24 protein-coding genes are annotated in these 25,931 nt (G+C 46.8%); 14 read left to right on the top strand and 10 right to left on the bottom strand.

What is annotated here, in order from left to right:
- The first annotated feature begins 43 nt into the window (after positions 1-43).
- The 3 genes from LOZ80_RS20585 (at position 44) to LOZ80_RS20595 (ending at position 1,556) form a co-directional block, all read left to right on the top strand.
- A complete protein-coding gene (locus LOZ80_RS20585) occupies positions 44-865 on the top strand; it encodes a YitT family protein (RefSeq protein ID WP_189009089.1) in 822 nt (273 codons plus the stop codon).
- Between the two features lie 130 nt (positions 866-995).
- A complete protein-coding gene (locus LOZ80_RS20590) occupies positions 996-1,190 on the top strand; it encodes a hypothetical protein (protein WP_189009092.1) in 195 nt (64 codons plus the stop codon).
- Between the two features lie 129 nt (positions 1,191-1,319).
- A complete protein-coding gene (locus LOZ80_RS20595) occupies positions 1,320-1,556 on the top strand; it encodes a Sec-independent protein translocase subunit TatA/TatB (protein ID WP_238166469.1) in 237 nt (78 codons plus the stop codon).
- Positions 1,557-1,596: 40 nt separating this feature from the next.
- On the opposite strand, the gene LOZ80_RS20600 is transcribed toward LOZ80_RS20595, so the two are convergent.
- Positions 1,597-2,754 carry an MFS transporter gene (locus LOZ80_RS20600; RefSeq protein WP_238166470.1) on the bottom strand — a complete coding sequence of 386 codons (1,158 nt, stop codon included), beginning with the start codon at positions 2,752-2,754 and terminating at the stop codon, positions 1,597-1,599.
- A 106-nt stretch (positions 2,755-2,860) separates the two neighbouring features.
- Here LOZ80_RS20600 and LOZ80_RS20605 point away from each other — a divergent pair, with 106 nt between their 5' ends.
- Both LOZ80_RS20605 and LOZ80_RS20610 read left to right on the top strand, forming a co-directional pair.
- Complete coding sequence (locus tag LOZ80_RS20605; RefSeq protein WP_238166471.1) at positions 2,861-4,042, top strand: putative glycoside hydrolase; 1,182 nt, start codon at positions 2,861-2,863, stop codon at positions 4,040-4,042.
- 162 nt (positions 4,043-4,204) lie between these two features.
- Positions 4,205-5,158: a D-2-hydroxyacid dehydrogenase gene (locus LOZ80_RS20610; RefSeq protein WP_238166472.1), complete on the top strand. Its 954-nt coding sequence runs from the start codon at positions 4,205-4,207 to the stop codon at positions 5,156-5,158.
- 57 nt (positions 5,159-5,215) lie between these two features.
- On the opposite strand, the gene serS is transcribed toward LOZ80_RS20610, so the two are convergent.
- From serS to LOZ80_RS20635, 5 genes are all read right to left on the bottom strand, one after another.
- Positions 5,216-6,496, bottom strand: a complete 1,281-nt coding sequence (gene serS, locus LOZ80_RS20615; protein WP_238166473.1) for a serine--tRNA ligase — start codon at positions 6,494-6,496, stop codon at positions 5,216-5,218.
- 307 nt (positions 6,497-6,803) lie between these two features.
- The gene (gene pfkA / locus LOZ80_RS20620; protein ID WP_238166474.1) at positions 6,804-7,772 is read right to left on the bottom strand and encodes a 6-phosphofructokinase; all 969 of its coding nucleotides are present in this window, start codon (positions 7,770-7,772) and stop codon (positions 6,804-6,806) included.
- Between the two features lie 34 nt (positions 7,773-7,806).
- A complete protein-coding gene (locus LOZ80_RS20625) occupies positions 7,807-8,832 on the bottom strand; it encodes a tetraprenyl-beta-curcumene synthase family protein (protein WP_238173057.1) in 1,026 nt (341 codons plus the stop codon).
- Positions 8,833-8,863: 31 nt separating this feature from the next.
- Positions 8,864-9,496 (bottom strand): hypothetical protein, encoded by a 633-nt coding sequence (locus LOZ80_RS20630; protein ID WP_238166475.1) that lies wholly within the window; start codon positions 9,494-9,496, stop codon positions 8,864-8,866.
- Positions 9,497-9,526: 30 nt separating this feature from the next.
- A complete protein-coding gene (locus LOZ80_RS20635) occupies positions 9,527-9,841 on the bottom strand; it encodes a hypothetical protein (protein ID WP_238166476.1) in 315 nt (104 codons plus the stop codon).
- Positions 9,842-10,019: 178 nt separating this feature from the next.
- Here LOZ80_RS20635 and LOZ80_RS20640 point away from each other — a divergent pair, with 178 nt between their 5' ends.
- The 6 genes from LOZ80_RS20640 (at position 10,020) to LOZ80_RS20665 (ending at position 16,473) form a co-directional block, all read left to right on the top strand.
- Positions 10,020-11,354, top strand: coding sequence for an MATE family efflux transporter (locus LOZ80_RS20640; protein WP_238166477.1), 1,335 nt, complete (start codon positions 10,020-10,022; stop codon positions 11,352-11,354).
- Positions 11,355-11,375: 21 nt separating this feature from the next.
- Positions 11,376-12,551, top strand: a complete 1,176-nt coding sequence (locus LOZ80_RS20645; protein WP_238166478.1) for an MFS transporter — start codon at positions 11,376-11,378, stop codon at positions 12,549-12,551.
- A 29-nt stretch (positions 12,552-12,580) separates the two neighbouring features.
- Positions 12,581-13,273, top strand: coding sequence for an ABC transporter ATP-binding protein (locus LOZ80_RS20650; protein ID WP_238166479.1), 693 nt, complete (start codon positions 12,581-12,583; stop codon positions 13,271-13,273).
- Positions 13,270-14,622: an ABC transporter permease gene (locus tag LOZ80_RS20655; protein WP_238166480.1), complete on the top strand. Its 1,353-nt coding sequence runs from the start codon at positions 13,270-13,272 to the stop codon at positions 14,620-14,622. Before LOZ80_RS20650 ends, LOZ80_RS20655 begins: the two co-directional genes overlap by 4 nt.
- Positions 14,623-14,634: 12 nt before the next feature.
- Positions 14,635-15,738 (top strand): efflux RND transporter periplasmic adaptor subunit, encoded by a 1,104-nt coding sequence (locus tag LOZ80_RS20660; protein ID WP_238166481.1) that lies wholly within the window; start codon positions 14,635-14,637, stop codon positions 15,736-15,738.
- An 87-nt stretch (positions 15,739-15,825) separates the two neighbouring features.
- Complete coding sequence (locus LOZ80_RS20665) at positions 15,826-16,473, top strand: nitroreductase family protein (RefSeq protein ID WP_238166482.1); 648 nt, start codon at positions 15,826-15,828, stop codon at positions 16,471-16,473.
- Positions 16,474-16,549: 76 nt separating this feature from the next.
- On the opposite strand, the gene opp4C is transcribed toward LOZ80_RS20665, so the two are convergent.
- The 3 genes from opp4C to LOZ80_RS20680 form a co-directional block, all read right to left on the bottom strand.
- Positions 16,550-17,467 carry an oligopeptide ABC transporter permease gene (opp4C, locus tag LOZ80_RS20670; RefSeq protein ID WP_238166483.1) on the bottom strand — a complete coding sequence of 306 codons (918 nt, stop codon included), beginning with the start codon at positions 17,465-17,467 and terminating at the stop codon, positions 16,550-16,552.
- A gap of 80 nt (positions 17,468-17,547) precedes the next feature.
- Positions 17,548-18,522 carry an ABC transporter ATP-binding protein gene (locus LOZ80_RS20675; protein WP_238166484.1) on the bottom strand — a complete coding sequence of 325 codons (975 nt, stop codon included), beginning with the start codon at positions 18,520-18,522 and terminating at the stop codon, positions 17,548-17,550.
- A complete protein-coding gene (locus tag LOZ80_RS20680) occupies positions 18,519-19,532 on the bottom strand; it encodes an ABC transporter ATP-binding protein (protein WP_238166485.1) in 1,014 nt (337 codons plus the stop codon). The genes LOZ80_RS20675 and LOZ80_RS20680 overlap by 4 nt, the downstream gene beginning before the upstream one ends.
- 336 nt (positions 19,533-19,868) lie before the next feature.
- Between LOZ80_RS20680 and LOZ80_RS20685 the strand changes: the two genes are divergently transcribed.
- The 3 genes from LOZ80_RS20685 to LOZ80_RS20695 are packed head-to-tail and all read left to right on the top strand — an operon-like array spanning position 19,869 to position 23,612.
- Complete coding sequence (locus LOZ80_RS20685) at positions 19,869-21,509, top strand: ABC transporter substrate-binding protein (RefSeq protein WP_238166486.1); 1,641 nt, start codon at positions 19,869-19,871, stop codon at positions 21,507-21,509.
- Between the two features lie 12 nt (positions 21,510-21,521).
- The gene (locus tag LOZ80_RS20690; RefSeq protein ID WP_238166487.1) at positions 21,522-22,631 is read left to right on the top strand and encodes an LLM class flavin-dependent oxidoreductase; all 1,110 of its coding nucleotides are present in this window, start codon (positions 21,522-21,524) and stop codon (positions 22,629-22,631) included.
- Positions 22,632-22,658: 27 nt separating this feature from the next.
- The gene (locus tag LOZ80_RS20695; protein ID WP_238166488.1) at positions 22,659-23,612 is read left to right on the top strand and encodes an ABC transporter permease; all 954 of its coding nucleotides are present in this window, start codon (positions 22,659-22,661) and stop codon (positions 23,610-23,612) included.
- 71 nt (positions 23,613-23,683) lie between these two features.
- Here LOZ80_RS20695 and LOZ80_RS20700 read toward each other — a convergent pair whose 3' ends face one another.
- A complete protein-coding gene (locus tag LOZ80_RS20700; RefSeq protein WP_238166489.1) occupies positions 23,684-25,912 on the bottom strand; it encodes an MMPL family transporter in 2,229 nt (742 codons plus the stop codon).
- Positions 25,913-25,931: the final 19 nt, after the last annotated feature.

Genomic DNA, 25,931 nt, shown 5'->3' on the forward strand with positions numbered 1-25,931 from the left:
TATACTTGCAATATGCTGCATACTATTTTAGAGGTGATCTTTTTTGAAAAAAGCGCTAGATGTCCTTGTCATTCTAGTTGGCGCGCTGCTTGTCGCGGTTGGCTTCAACATGTTTCTCATCCCTCACCAGCTGCTTAGCGGCGGCGTTTCTGGATTTGCCATGATTATCGGTTATTTTACGAATTTCAACATTGGCTTTTTGTATTTATTATTCAACTTGCCGCTGATGATTTGGGGATTGGTCTCCATCGGACGCAGATTCATCATGATTAGTGTCGCTTCGGTTATCTTAACGGTATGGTTGATGCAAGTTATTCCGACCAGTTATGTAGCTCAAGAGCCTATCCTCGGCGCTGTCTTTGGTGGCGTTTTAATCGGAATTGGAAGCGGAATTACCTTGCGAATTGGCGGTTCCAGCGGTGGCTTCGATATTGTCGGCTTAATCTTGACGCGTAAATTTGATTTTCCCCTTGGTACAATTCTATCTTCTATGAACGGCGTTGTAATTGTTGCCCTAGGATATTTCAAGCATAATTGGGACCTGGCTCTGTTTTCCATGTTAGCTATCTATATTAGTGGCAAGGTCGTTGATACTATACATATCCGCCATGTCAAGGTAACTGCTTTTATTGTAACGAAACAGAAGGACGAATTGATTAACGAGCTCTTGTCCCTCCCGCGAGGCGTCACATTAGTGAAGACGGAAGGCGCTTATACGAAGCAGCAGCACGATATGTTGATGACCGTCATTACCCGTTATGAGCTTGTTGAATTAAAACGGATAATTAAACAGATTGACCCAAAAGCATTCGTGAATATCGTGGAAACCGTTGGTGTTGTCGGCGAATTCCGCAAACTTAAATAATGATTCATTGCATTCGCCTCTTTATTCCAGTGTGAATTGTGTTATAATGATTGTAATTTCATATAGTTCTGGTTGTTAACTTAAATGGTTCAGGCGTAGTTCTTTTTCTAATCTCTTGATTGGAAGGGTGATGCTTGTGGAGACAGTGAAATTATCCAGGATTGTAATGAAATTAACACCGGAATTATACCCCTTCTTAACCAGCTGTGAGCTGGACTCCGAGATCGTCCTCCGCTTTGGTATCGAGGCGCTCGAAGCAGAAGATGTCATGGAAATTATTCAATTCAGTATTACAGAACATCATAAAGACGCCCTGTATCATTAACAGGGCGTCTTTCTTTGACTTTTACCAACTTTTTTTCAAAGTTATTGAGTTTGTAATATTTAGGGTATATAGGTTATGATAAGAGCATGCTATACTAGAGCTAAACATAAATTACTGGAGGTGTCTAGCATGGGAGCATTATCACCTTGGCACATTATTCTAATTGCAATTGTTGCCCTACTTCTGTTTGGGCCTAATAAATTGCCAGAGCTCGGCAGAGGATTCGGCAAAATGTTTCGTGAATTCAAAGATGCAACGAGCGGAAATGGCGGAAATTCCACAATTGAGGAGCAGCCTGCATCCGTTCGCAAAGAAGTCAATCCTGCAGAAGTTACGAATACCGACTCAGGACAAGGTCACAAATAATGTACATAACACCCGGTGCCGCAGGCGTCCGGGTGTTTTTTTATATATTTTTGCCTCGCATAAAGGCTTGAGTACCAAGAAATAAGCATGCCGCTACCGCGGACATGATGGTGGCAAATACATACATACTTGCGCCTCCCCATTCTTCACTCAACCATCCCCCTACCGATCCGCCAATGATGCCCGCAAGTCCCATAAACACCATAGCTAGAATCGATTGCCCTGTTGAACCAAATTGTTCGGGCAGCAGTCTAACAACATACTGAACGGCGACGATCCACAACACAGCGAACGTAAGCATATGCGTCACTTGCAAACCAATTAATACCCATGGATCGCTAACGAAGATATAAAAGATCCAACGCAGGGTATATAAGATTGAGGCAATCCCTAAGAGGGTTAATTCATGATAACGATGCATATAGCGATTAATAAGCGCAAATATCGGAATTTCGCTGCAAGCCGCTATAGCCCAGGCCCAGCTTACCATCGCATCGGTCGCTCCCAGCTTGCTGAGATAAAGGCCAAGTAAAGCATCATTCATCCGGTGGGGAATGGAAATCAAGAGGATCATCAGCATGAACCATAGGAAGCTTTTATTTTTGAAAATAATGCTGATTGCACTTAACGTGATCCGCTCTCCCGTGCTCTTCTCATCTTTGATAAAGGCAAGCAACAGGAAAGGAAAAATCCAGAGGACCCAATAAAAATAAGGGATACTGGCAACTCCGCCTAATTTGTCCAGCAATAGACCTGACACCAAGGCAACACTTGAGAATCCAATGGAACCCCACAATCGAACGGACCCGTAGGAGATTCCACGACTCATCGTTGATTTCACAACCAAGTTATCAATAAGCGGGATGGAAGGCAGCAGAAAGAAATATAACAATAAGATGAATCCAAGTGTTAGCGCAAAGCCGTTCGTGAGAAAGAGTCCAATACTGCCAAGCAAGGAAAGGACCCAGAGCAGGAAAACGATGTTTTTAACCGAATTAAAACGATCGCTCACATAGCCCCAAAACGGCTGGGCAAAGATCGAGATAAAAGGTCCAATCATCATCAGCATGCCGATTTCGCCGGCAGAATACCCCTTGTTTTGCAAGTACAAAGGCAAATAAGGCAGCAGAATAGCACTCGACGCATAGTAGAAGAAATTAACACCGGATAATGAAATAATTTGTCGATCTCGCTTCAACAGGATTCTACCTTCTTTCTACATTCCTCTACAAATTTCCTCTGTGCGTAGTTTACAGCTTGCTTTATAATAAAAGAAGTACAAGATAGGAGAGGACTTATACATCATGGAAATTTTACTTGCTTCACTCGCCCTTATTTGGGGCAACGTTACAGCCGCTAATCCTGATGCTAACTTTGAACAGCTTGTGCAAGCTTCACTTAACGCGAAAAATGCCGTTGCTATCGTTCAACCTGCACCATCGGAAGGCTCGCACCCACTCGATCCCGTGAATAAGCAAGATCCACAGAAGGATGCTCCCAAAGTGAAAGGTGTCTATTCCACTGCTCATAGTGCCGGAGGTGCTCGCCTTACTACTCTTGTGAAGCTTCTGGATGATACGGAGCTGAATTCACTAGTCATCGACGTCAAGGATGATTGGGGCTACATCACCTGGGAGACGGGTAATCCCGATCTCGATGCTATGGGAACCACACAGAAAATCATTGGCAATATGCCAGGGTTAATGACGACACTCAATGAGCATAAGATTTATCCGATTGCCCGCATTGTTGTGTTCAAGGACACAATTCTCGCCAAGAAAAAACCAGAGTGGTCCTTCGTCAACCCAGACGGATCATTATGGAACAATGGCAAGACTCAGCCAGATAGTTTCGTGAATCCCTATAACAAGGAAGTTTGGGATTACAACATCGCAGTCGCGAAGGAAGCTATTAAAGCTGGCTTCAAAGAAATCCAATTTGACTATGTGCGATTCCCGGAAGGCTTTGAAAAAAGAGCGGACACACTGAAATATACCAAAGATGACCGCTCCCGGATCGATGCTGTTGCTTCCTTCGTCAAATACGCCAAAGAACAAATCGAGCCGCTTGGCGCACGCGTTTCTGTTGATATTTTCGGTTATGCCGCATCTGTTCCAGCTGCCGAGGGCATTGGTCAAGATTTTGAGAAAATTTCACAAAATGTCGATGTTATTGCCCCAATGATTTATCCAAGTCATTACAGTACCGGTTGGTTCGGCTCCAAAGTGCCGGATGCCGCCCCTTTTGCCACGATCAACGGTGCCTCCAAAGACACGAACAAGAAGTTGGAAGCTATTGATAAAAAAGGCTGGAAACCGATTATTCGACCTTGGATTCAAGATTTCACAGCCTCCTGGATACCTGGCTACATTAAGTATGGCAAACATGAAGTAGAGGAACAGATCCGCGCCCTGAAAGAAAATGGCGTCGATGAATTTCTGCTATGGAATGCCAATAATAATTATACGCCTAATGTGAATTACTAAGATTGGCATATAGACACCCTGAGGGCATTGAAGCTCTCAGGGTGTTTGGATTATAAGGACAAGTTTACTTTCCTTTTTGTTTTGTTTTATCATAGGGACAGGTTCATGTTACCAGAACAACGACGGCTATGTACATTCAAATTTACGGGAGTTGAGGATAAGATGAAGATTGTTGCCATCACTGGGATGGATTTGACGACGATGATCGAACAAATGCCCGAAGATTTAAAAGCAAGAAGTCAGTTTCAGTGGTTCAAATCATCGAGCGGAGCTGAACAAGAAATCGCTGACGCAGATGTTATCGTTACAGCGGGACGCATCAATCCAGACATTATGAAGTTGGCTGTTAAGCTGCAATGGATGCAAACCTTATCCGCAGGCGTCGACAAGCTGCCACTTCAAGAACTGGCTGAGCGTCATATTGTCCTCACGAATGCCCGCGGCGTGCATACCATCCAGATGAGTGAATTCACGCTTAGCTTGATGCTGCAATGGGTGCGCAAAGCCAATTTGTTCCACGAACAAAAACAAAATAAAATATGGAGCCATCATATTCAGGTTGGTGAATTGCATGGTAAAACGCTGGGAATTATCGGTGCAGGCGCCATTGGTGAAGCTGTCGCTCGCAAAGCCAAAGCTTTTGATATGAAGGTTATCGGGCTTAATCGCTCAGGCGATCCTCAGCCTGCATGTGATGCAACCTATAGCGGCGAAGACGGTCTGACGACTGTGCTCTCCCAAAGCGACTTCGTTGTTCTCCTACTTCCAAGTACGGCCAAAACAAGAGGCTTTATTACGAAGGAGCACCTTGCGCTTATGAAGCCCAGCGCTTTCCTAATTAATCTTGCACGTGGCGATGTAATTGACGAGGAAGCTTTGATATCCGCACTGCAAGAAGGCAGACTAGCCGGTGCAGCGCTTGATGTATTTGAACAGGAGCCGCTCCCAGTCACTTCACCTTTCTGGACCTTAGAGAATGTCATACTTACGCCGCATATTGCAGGAGCCTCCGCCCATTATACGGAACGCGCTTCGTCCATCTTTTATCACAACGTTAGAGCTTTTCTGGATGGCGGCGAAATGATGAATATCGTTAATTTAAATGAAGGCTATTAATTTAAACAACACAAAGAACCTTCTCCCTGCGAAACATCACAGGAAGAAGGTTCTTTGTTATGGAGCCGGAATAGCTTCAAGCCCTCTCATATAGGGCCTCAGCGCCTTGGGAATGTAGATGGAGCCATCCGCTTGTTGGTGATTTTCGAGCAAAGGGATCAGGATCCGCGGTGTGGCAACAGCTGTATTGTTCAGCGTGTAACAATAGCGAAGCTCGCCGTTCTGATCCCGGTATCTAAGTCCGCTTCGGCGTGCTTGATAATCTAGCAGGCTCGACGAGGAATGGGTTTCACCGTAAGCTTGGCGGCTCGGCATCCACGTTTCGATGTCGAATTGCTTGTAGTTCTTGGCCCCCATATCTCCTGCGCAGACGGCAACAATTCGATAAGGCAGCTCAAGCAGCTCCAGAATATCCTCAGCGTTTCTTGTGATCCGCTCCAACCAACGTTCCGCAGCAACAGGATCATTCTCACAAAGAATCACTTGCTCTACTTTGGCAAATTGATGTACCCGATATAAGCCGCGAACATCCCTTCCTGCCGATCCTGCTTCTTGACGGAAACAATTGGAAACGGCAGCCAGTTGGACTGGACCTTTGGACAAATCCACAGTTTCATTGGCATAGTACGAAACCAAAGGTCCCTCCGAGGTGCCAACCAACCATTTATCGTCCGGCAATTCATAGGTTTGCTCTTTGCCAGCGGGAAAGAAAGCCGCATTCACAAGGGTCTCCTCCCGCACCATTAAAGGAACATCCATCACTGTAAAGCCTCGATCGCTCAACAGATCAATCGCCAACTGTTGGACGGCTCTGTGCAAATACAGCCCCATTCCCTTTAAATAATAATTACGGCTGCCTGCCACCTTAACTCCGCGGGGAAAATCAAATAAATCCAAGTCCTCACCGATTTGCATATGGTCGCGGGCTGCAAATTCAAAGACTGTCGGCTGCCCGACTTCCTTAATCACAACATTATCTTGATCCGATGCGCCAAGCGGCGTATCCGGCGATGCTAAATTCGGAACGGTCAGCAGCAGGAGCTTCAATCGCTCCTCCAGCTTCGCAAGCTCCTCCTCGTGCTCTGTGAGCGTCTGGTTGCGGCGTCGCACATCCTCTTTCATAATTTCGGCCTGCGCAAGTTCCTTCTGCGCCATCCGTTTGGCAATCTCGGCGGATGCCCGGTTGCGCTCGCTTCGCTGCTGTTCGACTAGCTGCTGCAGTTTCTTCTTCTGCGCTTCGACCTCTAACAGCTCATCCAAGGGACAATCGATCCCTTTCTTGATGGCTGCTTCTTTCACTTCATCCGGATGATTACGAATCCATTTCAAATCCAACATGTGATCCACCGCTTCCCTTTTCGAATGTGAGAAAAAGACAAAAAAACGCCCTTGTCCGATTGGGACGAGGAGCGTTCTGCTCGCGGTGCCACCCAACTTGATGAAGATAGATACCTCTTCATCCGCTTGGTTCCGCGATAACGGGCGGTGCCGGTCTATTTAGAGAACAACCAAGCTGCCTTAAGCTGTTCCGATCACAAACGTCTCCGAGTTGGATGCTCTTCACTGACCTAATGTCGATTTGTACGTTGTTCGTTATTATAGCCAAAGTTAAACCAATGGTCAATAGTTAAATCGTACCATCGAATTATTGCGATAAGCGGCTTGCCAATTCGTAAAGTTCCATATTGAACTCACGTTTCGTATTCACAACCAAATCAATATCCGTTGCGACTAATTCGCCTTTGATCACACCACAAGCTTTGGAGGAATCGCCCTCCATCAGTCTGCGAACGGCAAAATCTCCCAGTCGGGAAGCTAATATACGGTCATTGTGCGTAGGCGCTCCACCACGTTGAATGTGGCCAAGAACCGTTACACGAGGCTCAATACCAACAACCTTCGTAATTTCCTTGGCAATCCCGTCGCCGTTGCCCGCTCCTTCTGCTACCAGAATGATACTATGGCGTTTGCCATGAGCAAAATTATCTTTCATCCGTGTCGCTACCTCATGAAGATCAACTTCCACTTCGGGTACGATAATCGTTTCTGCGCCACTAGCTAGTCCAGCATACAAAGCGATCTCTCCACAATGGCGTCCCATTACTTCAACAACAGAGGAACGCTCATGGGAGGTCATTGTATCGCGAAGCTTGTTGATCGCATCCACCACAATACTAACCGCTGTATCAAAACCGATTGTGAAATCAGTGAATGGAATGTCGTTGTCAATCGTTCCTGGCAATCCCATCGTTTTGATACCTAATTTGCTAAGCTTGTTCGCTCCTTGGTAGGAACCGTCTCCCCCGATCACGACCAATCCGTCAATTCCGCGTTTACGCAAGTTATCCGCAGCGATCTGTTGACCTTCCGGTGTCATAAACTCTTTGCAGCGCGCCGTCTGCAGAATCGTTCCCCCACGTTGAATGATATCGCCTACGCTGCGCAGATCCATTTGACGAATATCATCATTGATCAGACCATGGTACCCGCGTTGTACGGCAAAGACTTCAAGGCCATGGAAAAGCGCGCTCCTTACAACCGCACGTACGGCTGCATTCATGCCCTGTGAATCTCCTCCACTAGTTAATACTGCAATTGACTTTACTGCTGACATTTCATTTCCTCCTTCAATTTCTTGTGCCTGACATTCATGATGTCGTTCGAATAAACATGCTATTTAGCCAGAAAAACAACCTTGTTAATGGACTATTTTTCATAAGACGCCTCGATACGTTCTTCACTTGCTGCTGACCATTGACCTTGGGATCGGATAAATACAGTGCAAGCAAACCTTCGATTATCATACGATGAAATCGCGGATGTTCCAAGAACAAAATTTTACTGCGAGCCTCTTGCACAATAAAGGCAATTCTCTCCACCGTAACATCCATGGATGGATAATACGTACAAAAATTCAAATCTCCACCCTGTATGTCTTCTTCCTGATCAATTAAATAATCAAGCAGAATATGAAGTCCGCATACATAAGGGAAATAGGCATCCCGAATGGAATGAACCTGCCCGTCGCTCAATTGAGGATCGCATGCAGCAAGAAAAAGCATAAACATGCCAAGCGTGGACCCCGTAGCTGCTGCAAACTCATTCCATGAGATTTGACTATAGTTATGATGATGTTGTTCCCACCATTGGTGCAGTTCCTGCTCCCGCATATCCTTGCGAATATGCTTGTACACTTGCAAATCACAATACAAGCCTACAAATTCACGTACCTGATCAGCTACTTTGGCATAAGAAGGCAGGCTCTCGATACAGCTCTGACACTTCATTACCAGATCAGCCAAATAGTTTCCGTCCTCTTTCTCCTGTCTGTAAACATAATAATCGTTCAAGGGCTTGGCAGGGTTGACAGCGTCCAGCATGGATTGATGAAGTTGACGGAAATCCAACGGATCGAGCGAAGTGCTGCGATCACAAAGATTATCCAGATAGTCGCTGATGGTCTGGAAAGCAACGATAAGTGGGATAAGTACATGACGCATTGGCAAGTTAGCTGCCGCATACACAGCACCGCCTTGGCAATGGAATTGTTTCGTTGCGATACTGGCCAATGCTTGTGTCTGCAGTTCCAGATCGGGGATATTGGCCGCTTTCGATTTCCATATAGCCAGTTGTTCACTGACATCAGGCAAGATGTATCGATATACCCTAAGCATCAAACGGAGTGGGCCTTGCGGAACCTTTATGCTACTTTTGTCCAATTGCTTCAAGCAGACTTCCTCCACAACTTTGTTCGTAACAATACTGAAGCAGCAGCTGCATCTCATAACGTTGAATATGGCGCAACCAACCATCGACCGTAGGATTTTGAACCAATGACACTTGCAGTTCTACTACATCGATGAATACACAGGGATTCCAAACAGGCGAAGTGAGCAGAACTTCAAGCTTTTGACAAAGCGCATCATTGTCTAATTCGACTAAATCTTTGACCGTTAAATAATCTCTTACACAACCAATTAAGTTAGAAAAAATAGGATGATGGCCGACATCGTTAAACCAGTATTTCGCATTGCTGTAATCCCCCTCCATCCGATGCATCAAAGCATGCCAATAACTGCCTGTTGCATTCGTAATTTCCTGGGCAATATCGTGTGATTTATCAAGACTCTCATTGAGCAAATAGAGACCTGCTTTGATCGCCTGACCATAAGGCTCTTGTTCAGGACTTCCAAGTGTCATCATATTTGGCAACAGAGCGTCAATCCTATCATCCATGGCTACATCCCATTCTTCAATCGGATATAGGGCTGGTAAATGCTCCAACAACGGCTTCGCAATAGCTTCCAGCCAAGTGGCCCCATCTTTATGGCTATGCATGCCAGTCACTCTCCCTTTCATTAACAACCATTAATGGTGGGTCTTCGATTCCAAATCCTGATTAACACGGAACCAAAGGTGAAGATCATTTATGATAGAAGCCAGATCAGCGATTTCGGAATTTAACCGGCATGAGGTTGGAAAATCGTCTTCTCTGTCCAGCTGATTTTGTTTATAAATAATCGAAGCCTCCAGCTTCATGATGCGGTCCGGGATCGCACCGCGAATTTGTTCCCAATGCAATAAAATTTCAACGCGAACCTCTGAAGGGTACAATTCCCATTCGACATCCAAAACGGGAGTCTCAATGCCTAACCTGTCATTATATTGAAAATAGCCATCCATTCCTAAGCGTACCTCCTTGCAGTGCCTAACAACTAAGACGTGATCATGAAACATTCTACCTTTAAATGTATCACTTCAAACCTTTGGTTTCCAGTTAAAATTGTATGTCAACCTGATTTCATTTTCTGGTATACTAAAATAATGTTTCAGAAGGGAAATTTAGTTAGGAGAGATTAAGATGATAGCTTCGACAGTGAAAGAGAACATCTCATGGAAACAGCTCATCTCCTTTTTTCTACCCCTCGGACTTTCGGCAACACTTGTCACCCTCTCGCACGTTATTATTAACAGCACTTTGGCCCGTGCGGATAACTCCGAAATGGTTATCGCCAGCTACGCACTCCCTCTGAGCCTGTTAGGCTTGACAGAAAAACCAGTCGTCCTGCTGCGACAAGCTTGTTCCGCCCTCGTACGAGATCGCATATCCTTTCGCGCGATGGCTGCGGTCAGTTCTTATGTATTTGCCTGCATTATTCTGCTTGGTCTCATTATATGCTACACCCCTGTAGGAGAATGGGTTTTTCTTTATTTCTTTGGCGTAGAACGCGAATTATTAGAAACTACGTTAAGTGTCTATCGCATTCTCATGTATGTAAGTATTTTCTCAGGATTACGCTGCTTATTTCATGGCATTATTATTTTTAATATGCGAACCAAGTGGTTGACGATCGGAATGTGCGTGCGCATCCTCGCGATGTACCTATTGTCCCTCTACTTTATCACAACAGATAATGTCTCCAGCGGACGTGTTGGGGCTATTATTTTTCTTGTAGGCATGGTGATTGAAGCAATTGTCGCTATATGGGAAGGATCGAGTCTGCTGCGCAAGGTGATTCCGGAGAAAGTACCCGGCCATCCGATCGAGACCAAGAAACAGATCTTCAGTTTCTATAAACCTTTGTTGTATTCATCTGTCATCGCTGTTGTCATCGGTCCTGCGATCAATGCGATTTTAGGAAAAACAACGCATATCCATTTGGCGATTTCCTCTTTTGCGATTGCAGGCTCGTTAACCCAACTTGTGCTGAGCTTTTTTTCCTATATTCATCAAATCGTTCTAAACTTCTATCGCAAAGATGCGCAAAACGTCTTCCGTTTCATCTTATTGCTCAGTTTTATTCCTGGAACACTTATCGCCATTCTGGCGTATACAGCACTGGGGCCTTGGTTTATGACCCATGTTATGGGCGTAAACAACGAACTTATGCATGCCAGTCTGCGTGCGATGCGAATATTTATGATCATGACGATAGTGTTTCCTTGGCTGGATTATATGAATGGCATCATTATGCTGCGCGGTCAAACAAAAATCATGGTTTTTTCCCAGTCTGCGAATGCTATAATAACGATCTTAACACTGTTCATTTCCATTGTATTCGTCCCTGATTGGAACGGAATGATTGGTGCATTAGCGCAATCTGTCGGGATGTTAGCCGAACTCGTTGTAGTCGTTTATGTGCTGAAACGAACCGCTGAAGATCAGCAACCAAATCTTTTTTCAAAAAATTTGTAAGAAATCGAGTGATAGCCTCCTATGCGTACGTCTATACCTATACAATCAGATGATTCGCTATTGCGTCTGTTCACGTTTGCTTTTTTTATGACGATGGGAATTGTCGTTACTTTTTTTCCGCTTTACTTTGATTACAAGGGATATTCCAAAATCCAAATCGGTTTGCTCTACGCCATCGGGCCGCTCATTGGCATTGCCACCAACCTATTGTGGGGTTTCCTGAGCGATCGTTTCCAAACGATTAAGAAAATCATGATTATTCTCATCCTGGGGCAATTAGTGACGGCCATCCTTGTGTTTACCGCAGGTTGGTTTTCGCTATTGTACATTTGCTTAGCCTCATTTTTCTTTTTCCAACAGCCTGTAAACTCATTGAATGACAGCCAAATCATGCTCAGTATTCGAACCAGCGGCAAGAGCTACGCTTCCTTTCGGGTTTATGGATCTATCGGCTTCGCTGTGTCTGCAGGAGGATTTGGACTGCTTCTCAGACACTATGGAACAGGGCTTACGCCGATTCTATGCCTATTCACGATCGCGTGTACGCTTGTGATCGTATTCTTGCTCAAAGATGCCCGTCAAGGCGGCAAGAAGATGGCCTTTAGCGGTGTAGTGGATATTCTGCGCAATAGAAAGTTCATCTGGTTTCTGGTGCTCGTTATCATCATGTCGGTCTCTCATCGCTTCAATGACGGTTTCTTAGCCCTCTACATGAGGCAGCTCGGCGCTTCAGATTCGCTCATCGGCTATGCCTGGATGACATCGGCACTCAGTGAAATTCCAGTCTTCTTCTTCCTGAGCAAGCATGGTCACCGGTTCAAAGAATTACCTTTGCTGGCCTTTGCCGGCATCATCTATGCCCTGCGTTTCTTCATCATGAGTTCCATTCAAGATCCTAGCTGGGTCATTTGGATCCAAATGCTGCACAGCCTAACGTTCGGTATTTTTCTTTTCACAGCTAATCGCTACATCAGCCAAATTATTCCCGACGAGTACAGATCCTCGGGGCAAGCCATTTTTGCGGTAGCTTGGTCCAGCATTGCCGGTCTCATTAGCGGAACATTCGGCGGCTGGATATTTGATGCGGCTGGCGGCAGCACCGTCTATGTGTTTGCCGCATGCCTATCCATCGTCGCAACGATTGGATTCCTGGGCACACACCTGTTCCAAAACAACGAAAGTCTGCCAGGCAGGTAATGAATTTGTAAAAAGAAGGGACTGGTTACGTGTTAACCATTGCAGGGTTATCTCACAGCTTCCGCACAGGGCAAGAAGAAACCCATGTTCTTCATGAGCTTAATTTCCGAGTAGAGCAAGGAGAAATGGTTGCTTTGCTCGGCAGCTCAGGCTCAGGAAAATCTACGCTGTTGAACTTAATGGCAGGCCTCATGAAGCCTACCCAAGGAAGTATTTTAATCGCTGGACAAGCTATTGAGAAAATGAACGAAAACCGCTTGGCGGAATTTCGACGTACGCATATCGGATTTATTTTCCAATCTTATGAATTAATCCCGCATTTAACCGTCCGCGAGAACGTCGAGCTCCCTTTAGTTTTCCAAAGCACCCCAGGCCAAGAACGCAAACAAAGGGCCATGGCACTCCTGCAGCAAGTCGGTATCGGGGACAAATCCGAAATGTTTCCTTCGCAACTATCCGGGGGACAGCAGCAGCGTGTTAGTATTGCACGTTCCTTGATTACCAAACCAGCGATCGTCTTTGCCGATGAACCTACAGGGAATCTGGATACCAGAACAGAGAAAGAGATTATCGATCTGTTGATAGATTTGAATCAGAATTCGGGCATCACCTTCGTAATTGTCACCCATGAGCTTGAGGTAGCGGCCCGCACGCAGCGTATTTTGCAGCTTCGCGATGGCTATTTGCAAGAAGAACACAAACAGGAAGGTGAGGCCGGATGAAGCTTAAGGATTACCTTCGTCTTGGCTGGGATCAGCTGCAGCGGCGCAGAGTAGTAACTGCGCTATGTACGGTTGGCATAGCCATCGGTTCCGCCTCCATCATAGTGGCTCTCGGCTTTGGCGAATCGATTCAGCATTACAGTCAAAAACAGTTGAGCTTTTATCTCAAGACAGATGAAATAATGATCGTAAATCAAGGCGGAGATCCAAACAGCGCGGCTGCGTTAACAGCTAGTAAACTCGATCTTATACGTACTTTTCCACATGTGAAATCCGTTGCAAGCTTTCAAGACTTAGGTTCATTCAGCTTTACGGTTGATGATGGCAAACAAAGCTACCTGGATCTTAAAGCAACCGAGTTGAGTGCGTTGGAAGATTTCGACGCCAAATTTCAACAGGGAGGTCCAGGTGATCAGAATAATCAGATCGTGCTAGGCTACGGGACCACACTCGGCGTCATGGATAGCAAAACAATAGAAGTCCGCAATAAACTCATGCAGCAAAATCCAAGCAAGGAACAAGCCGAAACGTTTCGTCAAATGGATGTACTCCCTTATCCGCTATATCAGAAACAACTTCTGCTGAAAGCGAATAATGATCGTGGGCAGTCTGACAACCAAAACGGAGCTTCCGTCAAACCAACGATGGAAATGACAGTTCGTGTGTCAGGCGTACTCCAGAAGCCCGATGGATTGCCCGCATATATGCTGCAAGGCAACAAAACAGCTTATGTCTCGCATCAAACAGGTCTCAAAATCCTAGAGTCGCTAAACAAAGCAACTACGAATGGGCAACCGCGTTATTCGGAAGTCAAAGTGAAGGTCGACAGCAGCACCAATGTGAAGCAAGTGGATGAATGGATCAAAAAGCTCCAGCTGAATACGCAAACTAATTTGTTTCAGGAAGATCGGATGAAAGGCCAATTCGCTATTATCCGTCTGCTGCTCACTGGTGTTGGTCTGTTTGTTTTGTTCGTTGCCTCGATATCGATTGTCGTTGCCATGACCATGTCCACCCATCAGCGGCGCAGACAAATCGGCATTATGAAAGTACTTGGCGCTAATTTAAACCAAATCCGCAACATGTTTATTGTCGAGTCCACTCTGCTCGGCATGCTCGGAGGTTTCGTCGGCATTCTCCTCTCCTATTGGGTGATCTGGGGCATTAATCTCATCATTATCCGATTCGGCTCCACGGGTTCAGGGGAACCCGCGGAAATTTTATTTATCAGCTTCTGGATTCTCCCTGTCGGTATGTTTTTTGCCATTATGACTGGGGTTTTATCCGGGCTGTATCCCGCAGTGAAAGCTTCCCGAACAGATGCTTTAACCGCTATTAAACGAGAATAGGAGATTACCTGTATGAGGAAAAAGAAAACATGGATCCTGCTTCTTTCTGCAATCATCGTATGCGGTATCAGCAGCTTTCTCTATGTTAGCAGCCATCCCAAGCAAAAAAATGCCAAGGATATGGACGCTGCATCGATCATGAATGTTCTGCAATTTAAAGTAACCAAAGAAGACTTGATTAATAGTATTGAAGTCAAAGGGAAATCATCGTACGAAAAAGAAACGCGCGTCTACGCTCCTTTCACAGGCGAAATAAAGGCATGGAATATGACAGACGGCGCTCAAGTGACCAAAGGTCAGCTGTTATTCGAGCTGGATGCCACTCCGCTCAGGAGTGAGATTGCCAGCCTCCAAACAACTTTGAAAAAACAAAAGTTGGAAGCAGATCTGGCCAACTTCAAAGCTGCCGGACCGCAAGGCGATTCAACCAACGTAGCCGCGGGAGCGGTTGGCGAAGATGACGCCAGAAGCCGTTTCGCTGCCGTCGAAGCTCGTAAAATTCAAGATCAGCTCAACGAGGTAAAAGATTCCTCCATTCAGCTTCAGTTGGCTAAGAAGCAAGAGAAAGTGGAACAAGCTTCCTACATAGCCCCGGAAGATGGCATTTTCCTGTTTGAGGATTCTGCCAAAATCCCTAAATCTGTTGAAGAAAGCGTACGAATCGGCAAAATTGTAGATTTAACCAAACTGAAGCTAGTCAGTACGGTCGGTGAGTTCGATGTGTTCCGGATCAAGCCAGGCATGCTGGTGCAAGTCAAAGTTGAAGCACTGAAATCAAAGAAACTCCAAGGCAAGGTTGAAAAAGTATCCAAATTTGCTAAATCCGGCACAGATCAAGGCTCTGGTTCCGCGCAATTTGAGGTTACCATTTCCTTAGAACAAAGCGATCAACTCATCGCCGGCTTAAGCCTCACCGGTACGATTGAAACGGAGCGAAAAGCGGGCACCCTCGTCGTGCCGACATTAGCTGTGATGCACGAAAAAGAGATTTATTATGTGATGCTGCAGACGCCGCAAGGCGTAGAGCGCCGTGAAATCGAAATTGGCATGGAAACTCCGGAGAAAACAGAAGTCGTCAAGGGCCTGAACGAAGGCGATACAGTTGTGCTGCAATAACAAGTGCCTTATAATAAGCATAAAGTCTTAGTACCAAGTATTAAGTATTAGGTCTAATTGAGTTGCAAAGGCAGGTATAGGTTTCATATGAATTATGACGATTTCAAAGCGATTGTTTTAGAACGCCGCAGTGTCCGTAATTTTACAGAGCAAGCCGTTTCTACAGAGGATATTCGTGAAATTATCGATTGCGCCCGCTATGCGCCAAGCGATACGAATTCCCAAACGTGGAAGTTCGTGGCGATACGAAATACAGACAAAATTAAACACATCGAACAACTAACGTGGGATCAACTTCACTCGCGTGCAGCTGATGCAGAGCAGAAAGGCCTTTCCAGAGAAGCACGCTTACTGGTGAAATCATTTGGCCCTTATGCGACTGCCTTCTCCGATGCGCCGGTTTTAATCATTTGTTTGGCAACACCTTACGCGTCGAAGTTCCGCGATCGCATCTTTGACCCGATTCAGCTTGTTGAAGAGCACGTATGGGCTGAGGAAGGCATCAAGAGCTCTTGTCTGGCCTCCCAGAACCTGATGCTCGCCGCTCATGCCAGAGGCTTGGCTACATGCCCTATGACAGGCCCTGTGCTGCTTGCGCAGGATCAGATTCGTGCCTACTTGGACATTCCGGAAGAGTGTCAAATCAATATGGTAATTGCCCTTGGTCACCCCAAAGAGCGTCCGGGGAAATTAGCTCGCAAAGAAATCGATGATATTCTACAAATCATCGATTAAAGATAGCCACTGAACAAATAAGCAGGAAGAGGCTGCCCTTAAGGTATTCAACCTTATTGGGGCAGCCTCTTCTTGCTTATTGTCTGGCATCCAGAGCGTCACGCAGCCCGTCTCCTACGAAATTAATCGCAAGCACAGTAAATAAAATCATCGCCCCCGGCGGAACCCAGAGCCAAGGCTGATCTGTCAGCACCGTCAAGGACTGTGCACCTGTCAGCATATTGCCCCAGCTTGCTGTCGGGGGCTTGACTCCCATGCCCAGAAAGCTGAGTCCAGCTTCGCTCATAATCGCTGAGGCAATGCCGAACGTAGCATTAACAATGATAGGACCGATTGCATTAGGAAAAATATGCTGAAATAAAATTCGCGGTGTGCTTAGTCCAAGAGCTACACCTGCCTTCACATAATCGAGCTGTTTAATCGACAGCACGCTGCCTCTAACCAGTCTCGCCACGCCAGGCCAAGAGAACAAGGCTAAGACCAGGATGATCGTCGTCATATTCGATCCCAGAACACTGATGATGACCAAGGTAACCATCAGAAAAGGAAAGGCCATGAACATGTCCGTAATCCGCATGACAGCCATATCCAGCCAGCCGCCAAAATAGGCGGACACGATGCCGACGAGCGTACCGAAGGTTACGTATAGCGAAACGGTAACAAACCCGACGATGAGAGAAACTCTTGTCGCATAGATGAGGCGGCTTAGCACATCTCGGCCGACCTGATCCGTCCCCAGCCAATGTACCGTTGATGGCTTCGCGGAGAAGATCGCTGTCACCTCTTTGGGATCATGCGGAGAGATCAGCGGAGCCAGTATGGCAATCACAATGAGCAGCAAAGTAACGATCAGACCTGCTACTGCCAGCTTATGCCTCGAAAAGCGGAGCCAGAGCTGCCGCAAAGTGCTATCCATCACTTGCTCATCTTCCACTACCTCGATGAAGATCGGCTGTAAGGGACCCTTTTTCAGTTGATACTCAAATAAAGCCATAACCACTTACCTCCGAATTAGTTGTAAAAGAATCGATTGCATGGTCAGCTGGCCAATCCCAGGCCACTGGAAGATCTGATCTAATTTATTGGAAAATGACAAGCAACCGCATGTGCTCCAGGTGTCAGCGGCGGTTCTTCGTGTCGACAAAACTCCTGAACATAGGGGCAGCGCGTATGAAAACGGCAGCCAGCAGGAGGATTAACCGGACTGGGCACGTCCCCTTGAATGATAAGCCGCTTATTCGAACGCAAGGTTGGATCGGGCGCCGGATAGGCATTCAGCAGGATATGGGTGTACGGATGCTTAGGACGTTTAAATAATTGTTCCTTATTTCCGATTTCAACTATTTTGCCTAAATACATGACGGCAACCCGTGTGCTGATATATTGGACTGCTCCGATCCCATGAGCAATGAATAAGTAAGTCAGCTTCAGCTCTTTCTGCAAATCTGCAAGCAAATTCAGAATTTGCGCCTGAATGGATACATCCAGAGCCGAGACAGGTTCATCACACACAACCAGCTTAGGCTGAAACGAGATCGCTCGGGCAATCCCAATCCGTTGGCGCTGGCCACCGGAAAACTCATGCGGATATCTCATCTTGTAGGCACGCGGCAAACCAACCAACTCAAGCAGCCGATCCACCTCCCCCTGCACGCGATGTCTGTCCACCAAACGATGAGCAATGAAGGGCTCAGCCAGGATGTCATTGATTCTTTGGCGGGGATTCAGCGAGGAAAATGGGTCTTGAAAAATGATTTGCAGACGAGTGCGAATCGGCTTCAGTGCTCTTTGTGAAATATGTGTAATATCTTCATTTTGAAAAAGGATACGGCCTTCGAAAGGGTCTTCCAGCCGTACAATCGAGCGGCCGATCGTTGATTTGCCGCAGCCCGATTCACCAACGAGTCCAACCGTTTCCCCTTCATAAATAGCGAGACTTACATCGTCAACCGCTCTGACGTGTCCCACTGTCCGAGATAAAACACCTTTTTTTATTGGATAGTATGTCTTTAGTCGATCGATTTGCAGCAAGGGGGTACTCGTTGTCATACGCCAACCTCCTGAGGATATGGGATAAGGGGTTGAACCGCAGCCTGCTCCTGAGCGACCCAGCATCTCACAAGATGCTCATGGTCGATTGCTTGGAGATCAGGCTGCTGCTGCTGACATCGCTCAGTTGCCAGCGTACAGCGGGTATGGAAACGGCAGCCAGAGGGCATTCGCTGAAGGGACGGAACCGTGCCAGGAATGGCTGTGAGCCGCTCGCCCTCTCCTTCCACACGGGGAATGGAGTTTAGAAGCCCCTTCGTATAGGGATGCTGCGGTTCCCGAAACAGCGTGAACACATCCGCTTCCTCTACGATCTGGCCGGCATACATCACGACTACTTTGTCGGCCATTTCAGCGACGACACCCAGATCATGCGTTATGAGCATAATCGCAGCCCCGCTCTCCTCGCGAAGTTCCTTCATAAGTTCCAGAATCTGCGCTTGAATCGTCACATCAAGTGCAGTCGTGGGCTCATCTGCAATGAGCAGCTTGGGCTTGCAGGATAAAGCCATCGCGATCATTATCCGTTGACGCATGCCTCCAGAAAGCGTATGGGGGTATACATCCATAACGTCTTCAGCACGGGGAAGTCCGACTTTGCGAAGCATTTGGATCGCATAAGCCTTCGCTTCTTTGCGCGAGAGGCTGGTATGCTGCCGAATCATTTCTAACAACTGGTTCCCAATGGTCAGAACAGGATTTAATGAGCTCATTGGCTCCTGAAAAATCATAGACACATCTTTCCCTCTTAAACGGCGCAGCTCGGATTCTGGCCAATCAACCAAGTTCGAGCCATCGAAACGAATCTCGCCTTGTTTAATTCGACCATTTTGACCCAGTAGCCCCATGACAGATAACGAAGTCACACTCTTCCCGCAGCCGGATTCTCCAACAATGCCGATGGTTTCGCCAGGTTTAAGCTTGAAGCTAATCTCATCGACTGATATTACTTCTTCCTGCCCCGTCCGAAAGACCGTCTGGAGCCGGTCAATTTCCAGCAAATACGTCATCTTCCACACCGTCTTTTCTTATGAAATAGCCTCAAACGAGAATTGGCGCTTTGACCTATAAACCAAGTGCGAATTATGTCCCTTAATTTACCACTGCCGATTTACAACTGTCTAATAGAAGTTTTCTATCCAGAATTTGGTATTATCTGGAATGATTATTAGGTTTGGAACAATATAAATCATTAGGATTTTGATATTGGATATTGAAATTAGAGTTCTCTATACTTTGGGAAATGATTAATATCTACTATTTCAATTGGAATAGTACGGATAATCAAATTAAAGAAAAACGGCTGCAACGAACAGCCGCTGTTCAAACATGTGGAGGGATATATTTTGTCAATTCAACGTACACACCGCAATGCTATGCTTTTCCTATTCGCAATACTGCTGCTCATTCTTGCAGCCTGCAGCTCGCAGAGCACGGGAACGACAATTAGCGATACCTCTCCGAAGCCTACAGGCACAAGTTCAGAAGGCCAAAAAATCATTTACATTCCAACCTTTAGTCCAACGCTTACGGTAAGCCCCATTAATAATCAGGGCAGTGGGGCATCAACTATTGTTATCAGTCTCTTTAACGACCCTTTGTACGATCTGAATGATAACCTCGAATTTGTACCGAAGCTGGCTAAATCCATTGAAACCAAAGATAATCAGACATTTATTTTCAAACTAGACCCTGCTGCCAAATGGAGTGATGGTCAGCCATTTACGGCGGACGATGTTGCATTCACATTACAAACTGCCCTGAACGCAAAGGTAGATACAACCTTTAACTTCAGCTTTATTGAAGGCCTGAATGCAGCTGGCAAGCTGGATTCGGACAAATCTGCGATCAGCGGCATTAAAGTCATTGACAGTACGACCTTCGAACTCAAAACGAAGCAGCCGATCGCTTTGACCGTCCTGCAGGAGCGCTTTGCCAACAAGATCTACTTCATCCCCAAGCATATTTTGAAGGATGTGCCCGTGGAACAGATCAATGCACACCCTTACTTTCAAAACCCTGATGTGACGATCGGTCCGTTCAAATTCGTCAAGTTTGTCAAAGGCGCTTACGTTGAGGTAGCGAAGAACACCTCCTACTATCGCGGCGTGCCTAAGCTCGACAAAATATTTTTTAAAGATGTTGCGGCTGAAACGATATTGCCGCAGTTGCAGACGAGCGAGCTGCATATGAATACTTTGCCATTTGGCACGATTCCTATCACGGAGCTGGAGAAAGTGAAAGCTTTGCCTAATTTTGATGTATCCGTTTCCGAATCCGCTGAGCCGCTTGTTGCTTTTTTCAACACCGAAACTGTGCCTCTGAAAGTTAGGCAGGCTATCCCGTACGCGCTCAATCGGGAGCTTCTCGTCAGCCAACTGCTGAAGGGACAAGGCAGTGTTGTCGATGGCCCCATTCCCGCCAACCATCCTAACTACAACAAACGGATTGAGTTGTTTACCTACCAACCTGACAAGGCAAAAGCTTTGTTGAAGGAAGCGAATTGGGATGTCAATAAACCACTCCGAGTTTTGATCCCTACCGGCAACGCCATCCGTGAGCATGCCTCCGAGTTATTGGTGGAAAATCTGGAGAAAGCCGGCTTCAAGGTACAAGCGGAGAAATACGACTATCCTTCCTTGATCGCCAAGGTACGTAAATTTGACTATGATATCGCGATTTACAATACAAGTTTCTTTATAGATCCGAGCTCTTACTTCTCGAATTTAAAAAGCGACAGCGCCAATAACTATACGCGCTACAAAAATCCGAAAGCAGATGAATTAATCACCCTTGGCGAATCCGAAACAGATCCCGCTAAACGAAAGCTTATCTACGATCAGTTGCAGGAAATCCATCATACCGATCTTCCTCACCTTAGTCTCTATACGGAGAAGAAAATCGCTGCCGTTTCTCGGAAGGTTCTTGTTGGTAAACCTCTGCGACTAGGAATGTTCAACAATGTCAATGAATGGGATTTAAAATAGGAGGAAGCCCTTATGAGCAGCAATGTCGTTCAACCTCTTGCCAAGGAATTTGAATTTGGCGTTTACACCTTTGGAGATTTGCTTGCAGACCCCGTATCCAAACAGAAAAGAAGCCCTGCAAGGAGATTAAAGGATATCATAGCCGCAGCCAAGCTTGCCGACGAGGTTGGTCTTGATGTATTCGGGCTTGGCGAGCACCATAAACCTGATTTCGCAATTTCCTCTCCCGCCGTCGTGTTAGCGGCTATCGCGCAAGCGACTCAGCGCATCAAGTTAACGAGCATGACGACCGTACTTAGCATCCTGGATCCTGTACGCGTATTCGAAGATTACGCAACGGTTGACCTGCTGTCAGCCGGCCGCGCCGAAATCGTCGCAGGTCGCGGTGCCAAAAATTCGCTGGATGCTTACGAGTTATTCGGCTGCGATCTTGCCAGCTATGAATCTCTTTTCGATGAAAAGATCGATCTGCTTTTGCAATGTGTGGAGAATGAAAGCGTAACTTGGGAGGGGCAATTCCGTTCTAGCCTCACGAATGTTGCCATCGTTCCCCGCCCTCTTCAGAAGGAATTGCCCGTATGGTTGGGGATGGGCGGCACCTTAGAGAGCGCTGTAAGGGCGGGAAAGCTTGGCAGAGGCGCCCTGTTTGCCTTGCTCACAGGCGATCCCGCTAGGCTTCAATCCATGGCAGAGGCATACAGACAAGCCGGACTGCAAGCGGGGCACGATGCTTCCAGATTGCCCATAGCGGTTGCCAGCCACGGCTGCATCGCTTCGGAACCTGGACAGGCATGGCGGGAATTCTCTCGCTATTATGAGAATTATGTGGGGCGCTTTCTGCCCAAAATTAATGAGGGCATCCCCCATATTGACCCGGCTAAAGTAACAGCTCCGCAGGAGGGGCTCGCGGTAGGAACGCCGGAACAGATTGCGGAGAAAATCTTATTTCAGCATGAGCTGATCGGACATAACCGCTTTATTCTGCAAGTCGACATCGGCGAGCTTCCCTTCGAAAACGTGGCCACAACAATCCAATTGCTGGCGACCGAAGTAGCCCCTATCGTTCGCCGAGAAATTGCCCGCAGAAAAAGCAAAGGAATGGAGGAAGTTTCCATATATTGATCAGCAATATTTATGGAGGTAAATCCTATGGCACCGTATATTGTTCGTCGTCTCCTCATATCCTTGCTGGTCTTGCTAGGCATAACGATCATTAATTTTATGATCATTAATTTGGCTCCTGGGAATCCTGTTGAGCTGTTCATCGACCCTGATACACCCAGGGAACTCATTCAAGCGCGGAAAGAACTGCTAGGACTGAATGCCCCGCTTTTCACGCAATATATCAAATGGTTAGGCGCCTTGCTGCAGGGGAATCTGGGCTACTCCTTCAGCTCCCATGCGCCTGTCCTCCATATCATCGGAGAACGGTTGGGTCCTACGCTGCTGCTAGCCGCTGCCTCCTTGCTATTCGGGCTCCTTATTGCCATCCCAATCGGTATTCTAAGCGCCTTGAAGCAAAATACGAAATTTGATTACTTAATGACCGGCTTTTCCTTCATCAGCGTCTCTGTTCCACAATTTTTCTTAAGCTTAACCCTCATCTATATCATTGCAGTCAAACTCCATCTTCTGCCAACTGGCGGCATGGTGACTTTGGGTTATGAGGGGGACTTACGGGATCGGCTCATTCATTTGGTGCTCCCCGTGCTTGTACTTGGCAGCGTCGTCGCCGGCAAGAAAGTGCGCTATATACGCTCCAGCGTGCTCGAGGTCTTGAAGCAAGATTATATGCGCACCGCGCATGCCAAAGGACTGCATCCCTTCGTTGTAATCAACAAACACGCGCTGCGCAATGCCTTGGTTCCGATCATTACCGTCATCGCTGCCGAAATTCCTATTTTGCTCGGTGGAAGCATTGTGATTGAACAAATATTCCAATGGCCAGGCATTGGCAGACTCACGTTTTTATCCATTCTTTCGCGGGATTATCCTATCTTAATGGGACTCAATCTCGTGGCTGCTATCATCGTGCTTCTAACTAACCTCATCACGGATATTATGTATTCGCTGGCCGATCCTCGGATTAAATATGATCGTTGAGCCTCAAGGTAAAAAGGCCTCCAAAACCACTGAACAAGTGGAGTTGGAGGCCTTTTGGGTCAGGCTTTAGCTTACTTCTGCAAACCGCTCTGCGGTTGTTGTTTGATTTTGATTTTACCAGGCCAGAAAGATATATCTCCCAGCAGCATGGTGATCGAAGGCACAAGGAATGGCCTTACTATAAAAGTATCCAGAATAACGCCAATGGCGCAAATGACACCAAATTGGACCAGCACTTGAATCGGCAATGAGGCCAATACTGCAAAGGTTCCTGCCAGAATAAGTCCAGCTGATGTAATGACGCTGCTCGTCGTACTGACACCAAGCCGGATAGCATCCCTGAGCTTCAATCGATTTCGTTCCTGCCAAATGCTTGATACCATAAATATATTGTAATCTTCCCCCAAAGCCACGAGGAATACGAACGCATAGAGCGGAATTAATCCTTGGATAGCCGAGGTATCCATGAAGTAGTGTAGAATGAGCCACCCTGCTCCCAAAGCAGAGAAGTACGAAAGCAGGACCGTAGCAATGAGATAGACCATCGCGACAATCGAGCGCAAATAGATTAGCAGCAGTAAGGCAATGACGATAATGACAATCGGAATAACCATGTACGTATCGCGTTCTACAACACTTTTGGTGTCATATTGCGTGGCGGTTTCACCGCCCACCCAGACTTGCGGTGCGGACATTCCCGCTTCCAGCAGCTTCTGTTCCGTTGTTGAACGGATTTCCGGAATGCGGTCAATCGATGTGAGCGCATAGGGATCTTCTTTAAAAATCAGTTCGTAGACTTTGTACGCAGCATCCTTTTTACTGTCAACGGGCTTAGAAACAGACTCTACATAGGGAAGCTTCGATAGGGCTCCCTGCACATCCGCTGCTTTCCCTTCCGTGTTGACAATTATTTTCACCGGAGCAAGCGAACCTGGCGAAACATGCTCGGAAAGCAGCGCAAATCCTTCGCGAGACGGCATAGTTGATGGAAAAGATTCCAAAATGTTATAAGTAAATTTAATCTGCGGTGCAAAAGCGGCAAGCGCGATTAGAATAATTAGACTGACTGCAAGAACGCTTTTAGGCTTCTCTGTGACGATGTATCCTAGTGCAGCACTCATTTTGCCAACTGGCTTCTGCACGCGAATCTTCCTCCCTTTGCGCGCTTCTTTCTCAGCACGCATTTCAGGGGTCAATGGAATAAACGGGAAGAAGGATACGCGCCCAATAATAGCAAGCAAAGCAGGAACAAGGGTTAAACTGGCTATTGCCATAATGAAAATAGCTACGCTAAACGGGATCGCAAAGCGATGATTGGACCCGTAATGGGCAAAAAGCAAAGCAAGCAATGAAACGATAACCGTTAAACCGCTCATCCCTATGGCCCCTGTAGCTCCTCCGAAAGAGACGCGCAGCGCTGCGTACTTGTCTTTCTCTTCCAGTAAAGCTTGCCGGTATCTGGCCACAAAGAAAAGGCAATAGTCTGTTCCGGCGCCGAACAATAACACTGTCATAATCGAAATCGATTGTGCGTCTACAGTGATCCAGCCTTGTTTGGCCAGGAAACCAAGAATCGGCGAAATGATGCCATAGGCAAAGCCCACCCCAACCAGAGGAATGATAGCGAGAATTGGGGAACGATATAATACGATCAACAGGATCAGCACGAGAAGAACCGTAGCTAGAAGCAGCGCGAAGTCAGCCCCTTTGAACAAGGCGGTAGCATCCGTTTGAATACCGACAGGACCGGTAATCCGGGCATATAGTCCTGCTTCGTCACCTTTAAGCGCGAACGGATCGCTTCCCAGCTGATTTGCTGCTATTTCTTGCAGTTTCTTCAAATCCGCTTGCAGCACGTCGGTTTCTGTCCCTTCGTCAAAGGAAATCGGCAGAACCAATAAAGTGCCATCCTTCGAAAGCATCGCTTTCACAGCTTGCGCTGGCATTTGGTGCAGCGGCGGCAAGCCTTTTTGTGCGGTGAGCGGCGTATCCGTCAACTGCTTCGCAATCTTCTGGATGGCGGCAATGTCCGGATCTGTTAATCCTGCTGCCCGGTACCAGACGACCAAAGCAGGTACGCCTTCATCGCTTGGGAATTGCGCGCGCATCGTATCGCTAGCTTGAAGCGACTCAGAGTCGACAGGCAGTTTACTGGCACCATTATTTTCTTGTGAATTGACGTTAGGCAAAAAGACGGATAAAATTCCAGTTAGTAAAACCCAAACGATCAAAGTGATCCATTTGCTGCGACGACCGGCCACGATCTCGCCCAGCTTGCTGAATAGCGGATTCTCATGCATATCGGAACATCTCTCCCCG

The sequence above is a fragment of the Paenibacillus sp. HWE-109 genome, assembly GCF_022163125.1.
GTDB lineage: Bacteria > Bacillota > Bacilli > Paenibacillales > NBRC-103111 > Paenibacillus_E.

Excerpts from the sequence above, each read along its gene's own strand:
- LOZ80_RS20590 (WP_189009092.1), top strand. The coding sequence starts at position 996 with ATGCTTGTGGAGACAGTGAAATTATCCAGGATTGTAATGAAATTAACA.
- LOZ80_RS20595 (WP_238166469.1), top strand. The coding sequence starts at position 1,320 with ATGGGAGCATTATCACCTTGGCACATTATTCTAATTGCAATTGTTGCC.
- LOZ80_RS20605 (WP_238166471.1), top strand. The coding sequence starts at position 2,861 with ATGGAAATTTTACTTGCTTCACTCGCCCTTATTTGGGGCAACGTTACA.
- LOZ80_RS20610 (WP_238166472.1), top strand. The coding sequence starts at position 4,205 with ATGAAGATTGTTGCCATCACTGGGATGGATTTGACGACGATGATCGAA.
- serS (WP_238166473.1), bottom strand. The coding sequence starts at position 6,496 with ATGTTGGATTTGAAATGGATTCGTAATCATCCGGATGAAGTGAAAGAA.
- pfkA (WP_238166474.1), bottom strand. The coding sequence starts at position 7,772 with ATGTCAGCAGTAAAGTCAATTGCAGTATTAACTAGTGGAGGAGATTCA.
- LOZ80_RS20625 (WP_238173057.1), bottom strand. The coding sequence starts at position 8,832 with ATGCTTAGGGTATATCGATACATCTTGCCTGATGTCAGTGAACAACTG.
- LOZ80_RS20630 (WP_238166475.1), bottom strand. The coding sequence starts at position 9,496 with ATGCATAGCCATAAAGATGGGGCCACTTGGCTGGAAGCTATTGCGAAG.
- LOZ80_RS20635 (WP_238166476.1), bottom strand. The coding sequence starts at position 9,841 with ATGGATGGCTATTTTCAATATAATGACAGGTTAGGCATTGAGACTCCC.
- LOZ80_RS20640 (WP_238166477.1), top strand. The coding sequence starts at position 10,020 with ATGATAGCTTCGACAGTGAAAGAGAACATCTCATGGAAACAGCTCATC.
- LOZ80_RS20645 (WP_238166478.1), top strand. The coding sequence starts at position 11,376 with ATGCGTACGTCTATACCTATACAATCAGATGATTCGCTATTGCGTCTG.
- LOZ80_RS20655 (WP_238166480.1), top strand. The coding sequence starts at position 13,270 with ATGAAGCTTAAGGATTACCTTCGTCTTGGCTGGGATCAGCTGCAGCGG.
- LOZ80_RS20660 (WP_238166481.1), top strand. The coding sequence starts at position 14,635 with ATGAGGAAAAAGAAAACATGGATCCTGCTTCTTTCTGCAATCATCGTA.
- LOZ80_RS20665 (WP_238166482.1), top strand. The coding sequence starts at position 15,826 with ATGAATTATGACGATTTCAAAGCGATTGTTTTAGAACGCCGCAGTGTC.
- opp4C (WP_238166483.1), bottom strand. The coding sequence starts at position 17,467 with ATGGCTTTATTTGAGTATCAACTGAAAAAGGGTCCCTTACAGCCGATC.
- LOZ80_RS20675 (WP_238166484.1), bottom strand. The coding sequence starts at position 18,522 with ATGACAACGAGTACCCCCTTGCTGCAAATCGATCGACTAAAGACATAC.
- LOZ80_RS20680 (WP_238166485.1), bottom strand. The coding sequence starts at position 19,532 with ATGACGTATTTGCTGGAAATTGACCGGCTCCAGACGGTCTTTCGGACG.
- LOZ80_RS20690 (WP_238166487.1), top strand. The coding sequence starts at position 21,522 with ATGAGCAGCAATGTCGTTCAACCTCTTGCCAAGGAATTTGAATTTGGC.
- LOZ80_RS20695 (WP_238166488.1), top strand. The coding sequence starts at position 22,659 with ATGGCACCGTATATTGTTCGTCGTCTCCTCATATCCTTGCTGGTCTTG.
- LOZ80_RS20700 (WP_238166489.1), bottom strand. The coding sequence starts at position 25,912 with ATGCATGAGAATCCGCTATTCAGCAAGCTGGGCGAGATCGTGGCCGGT.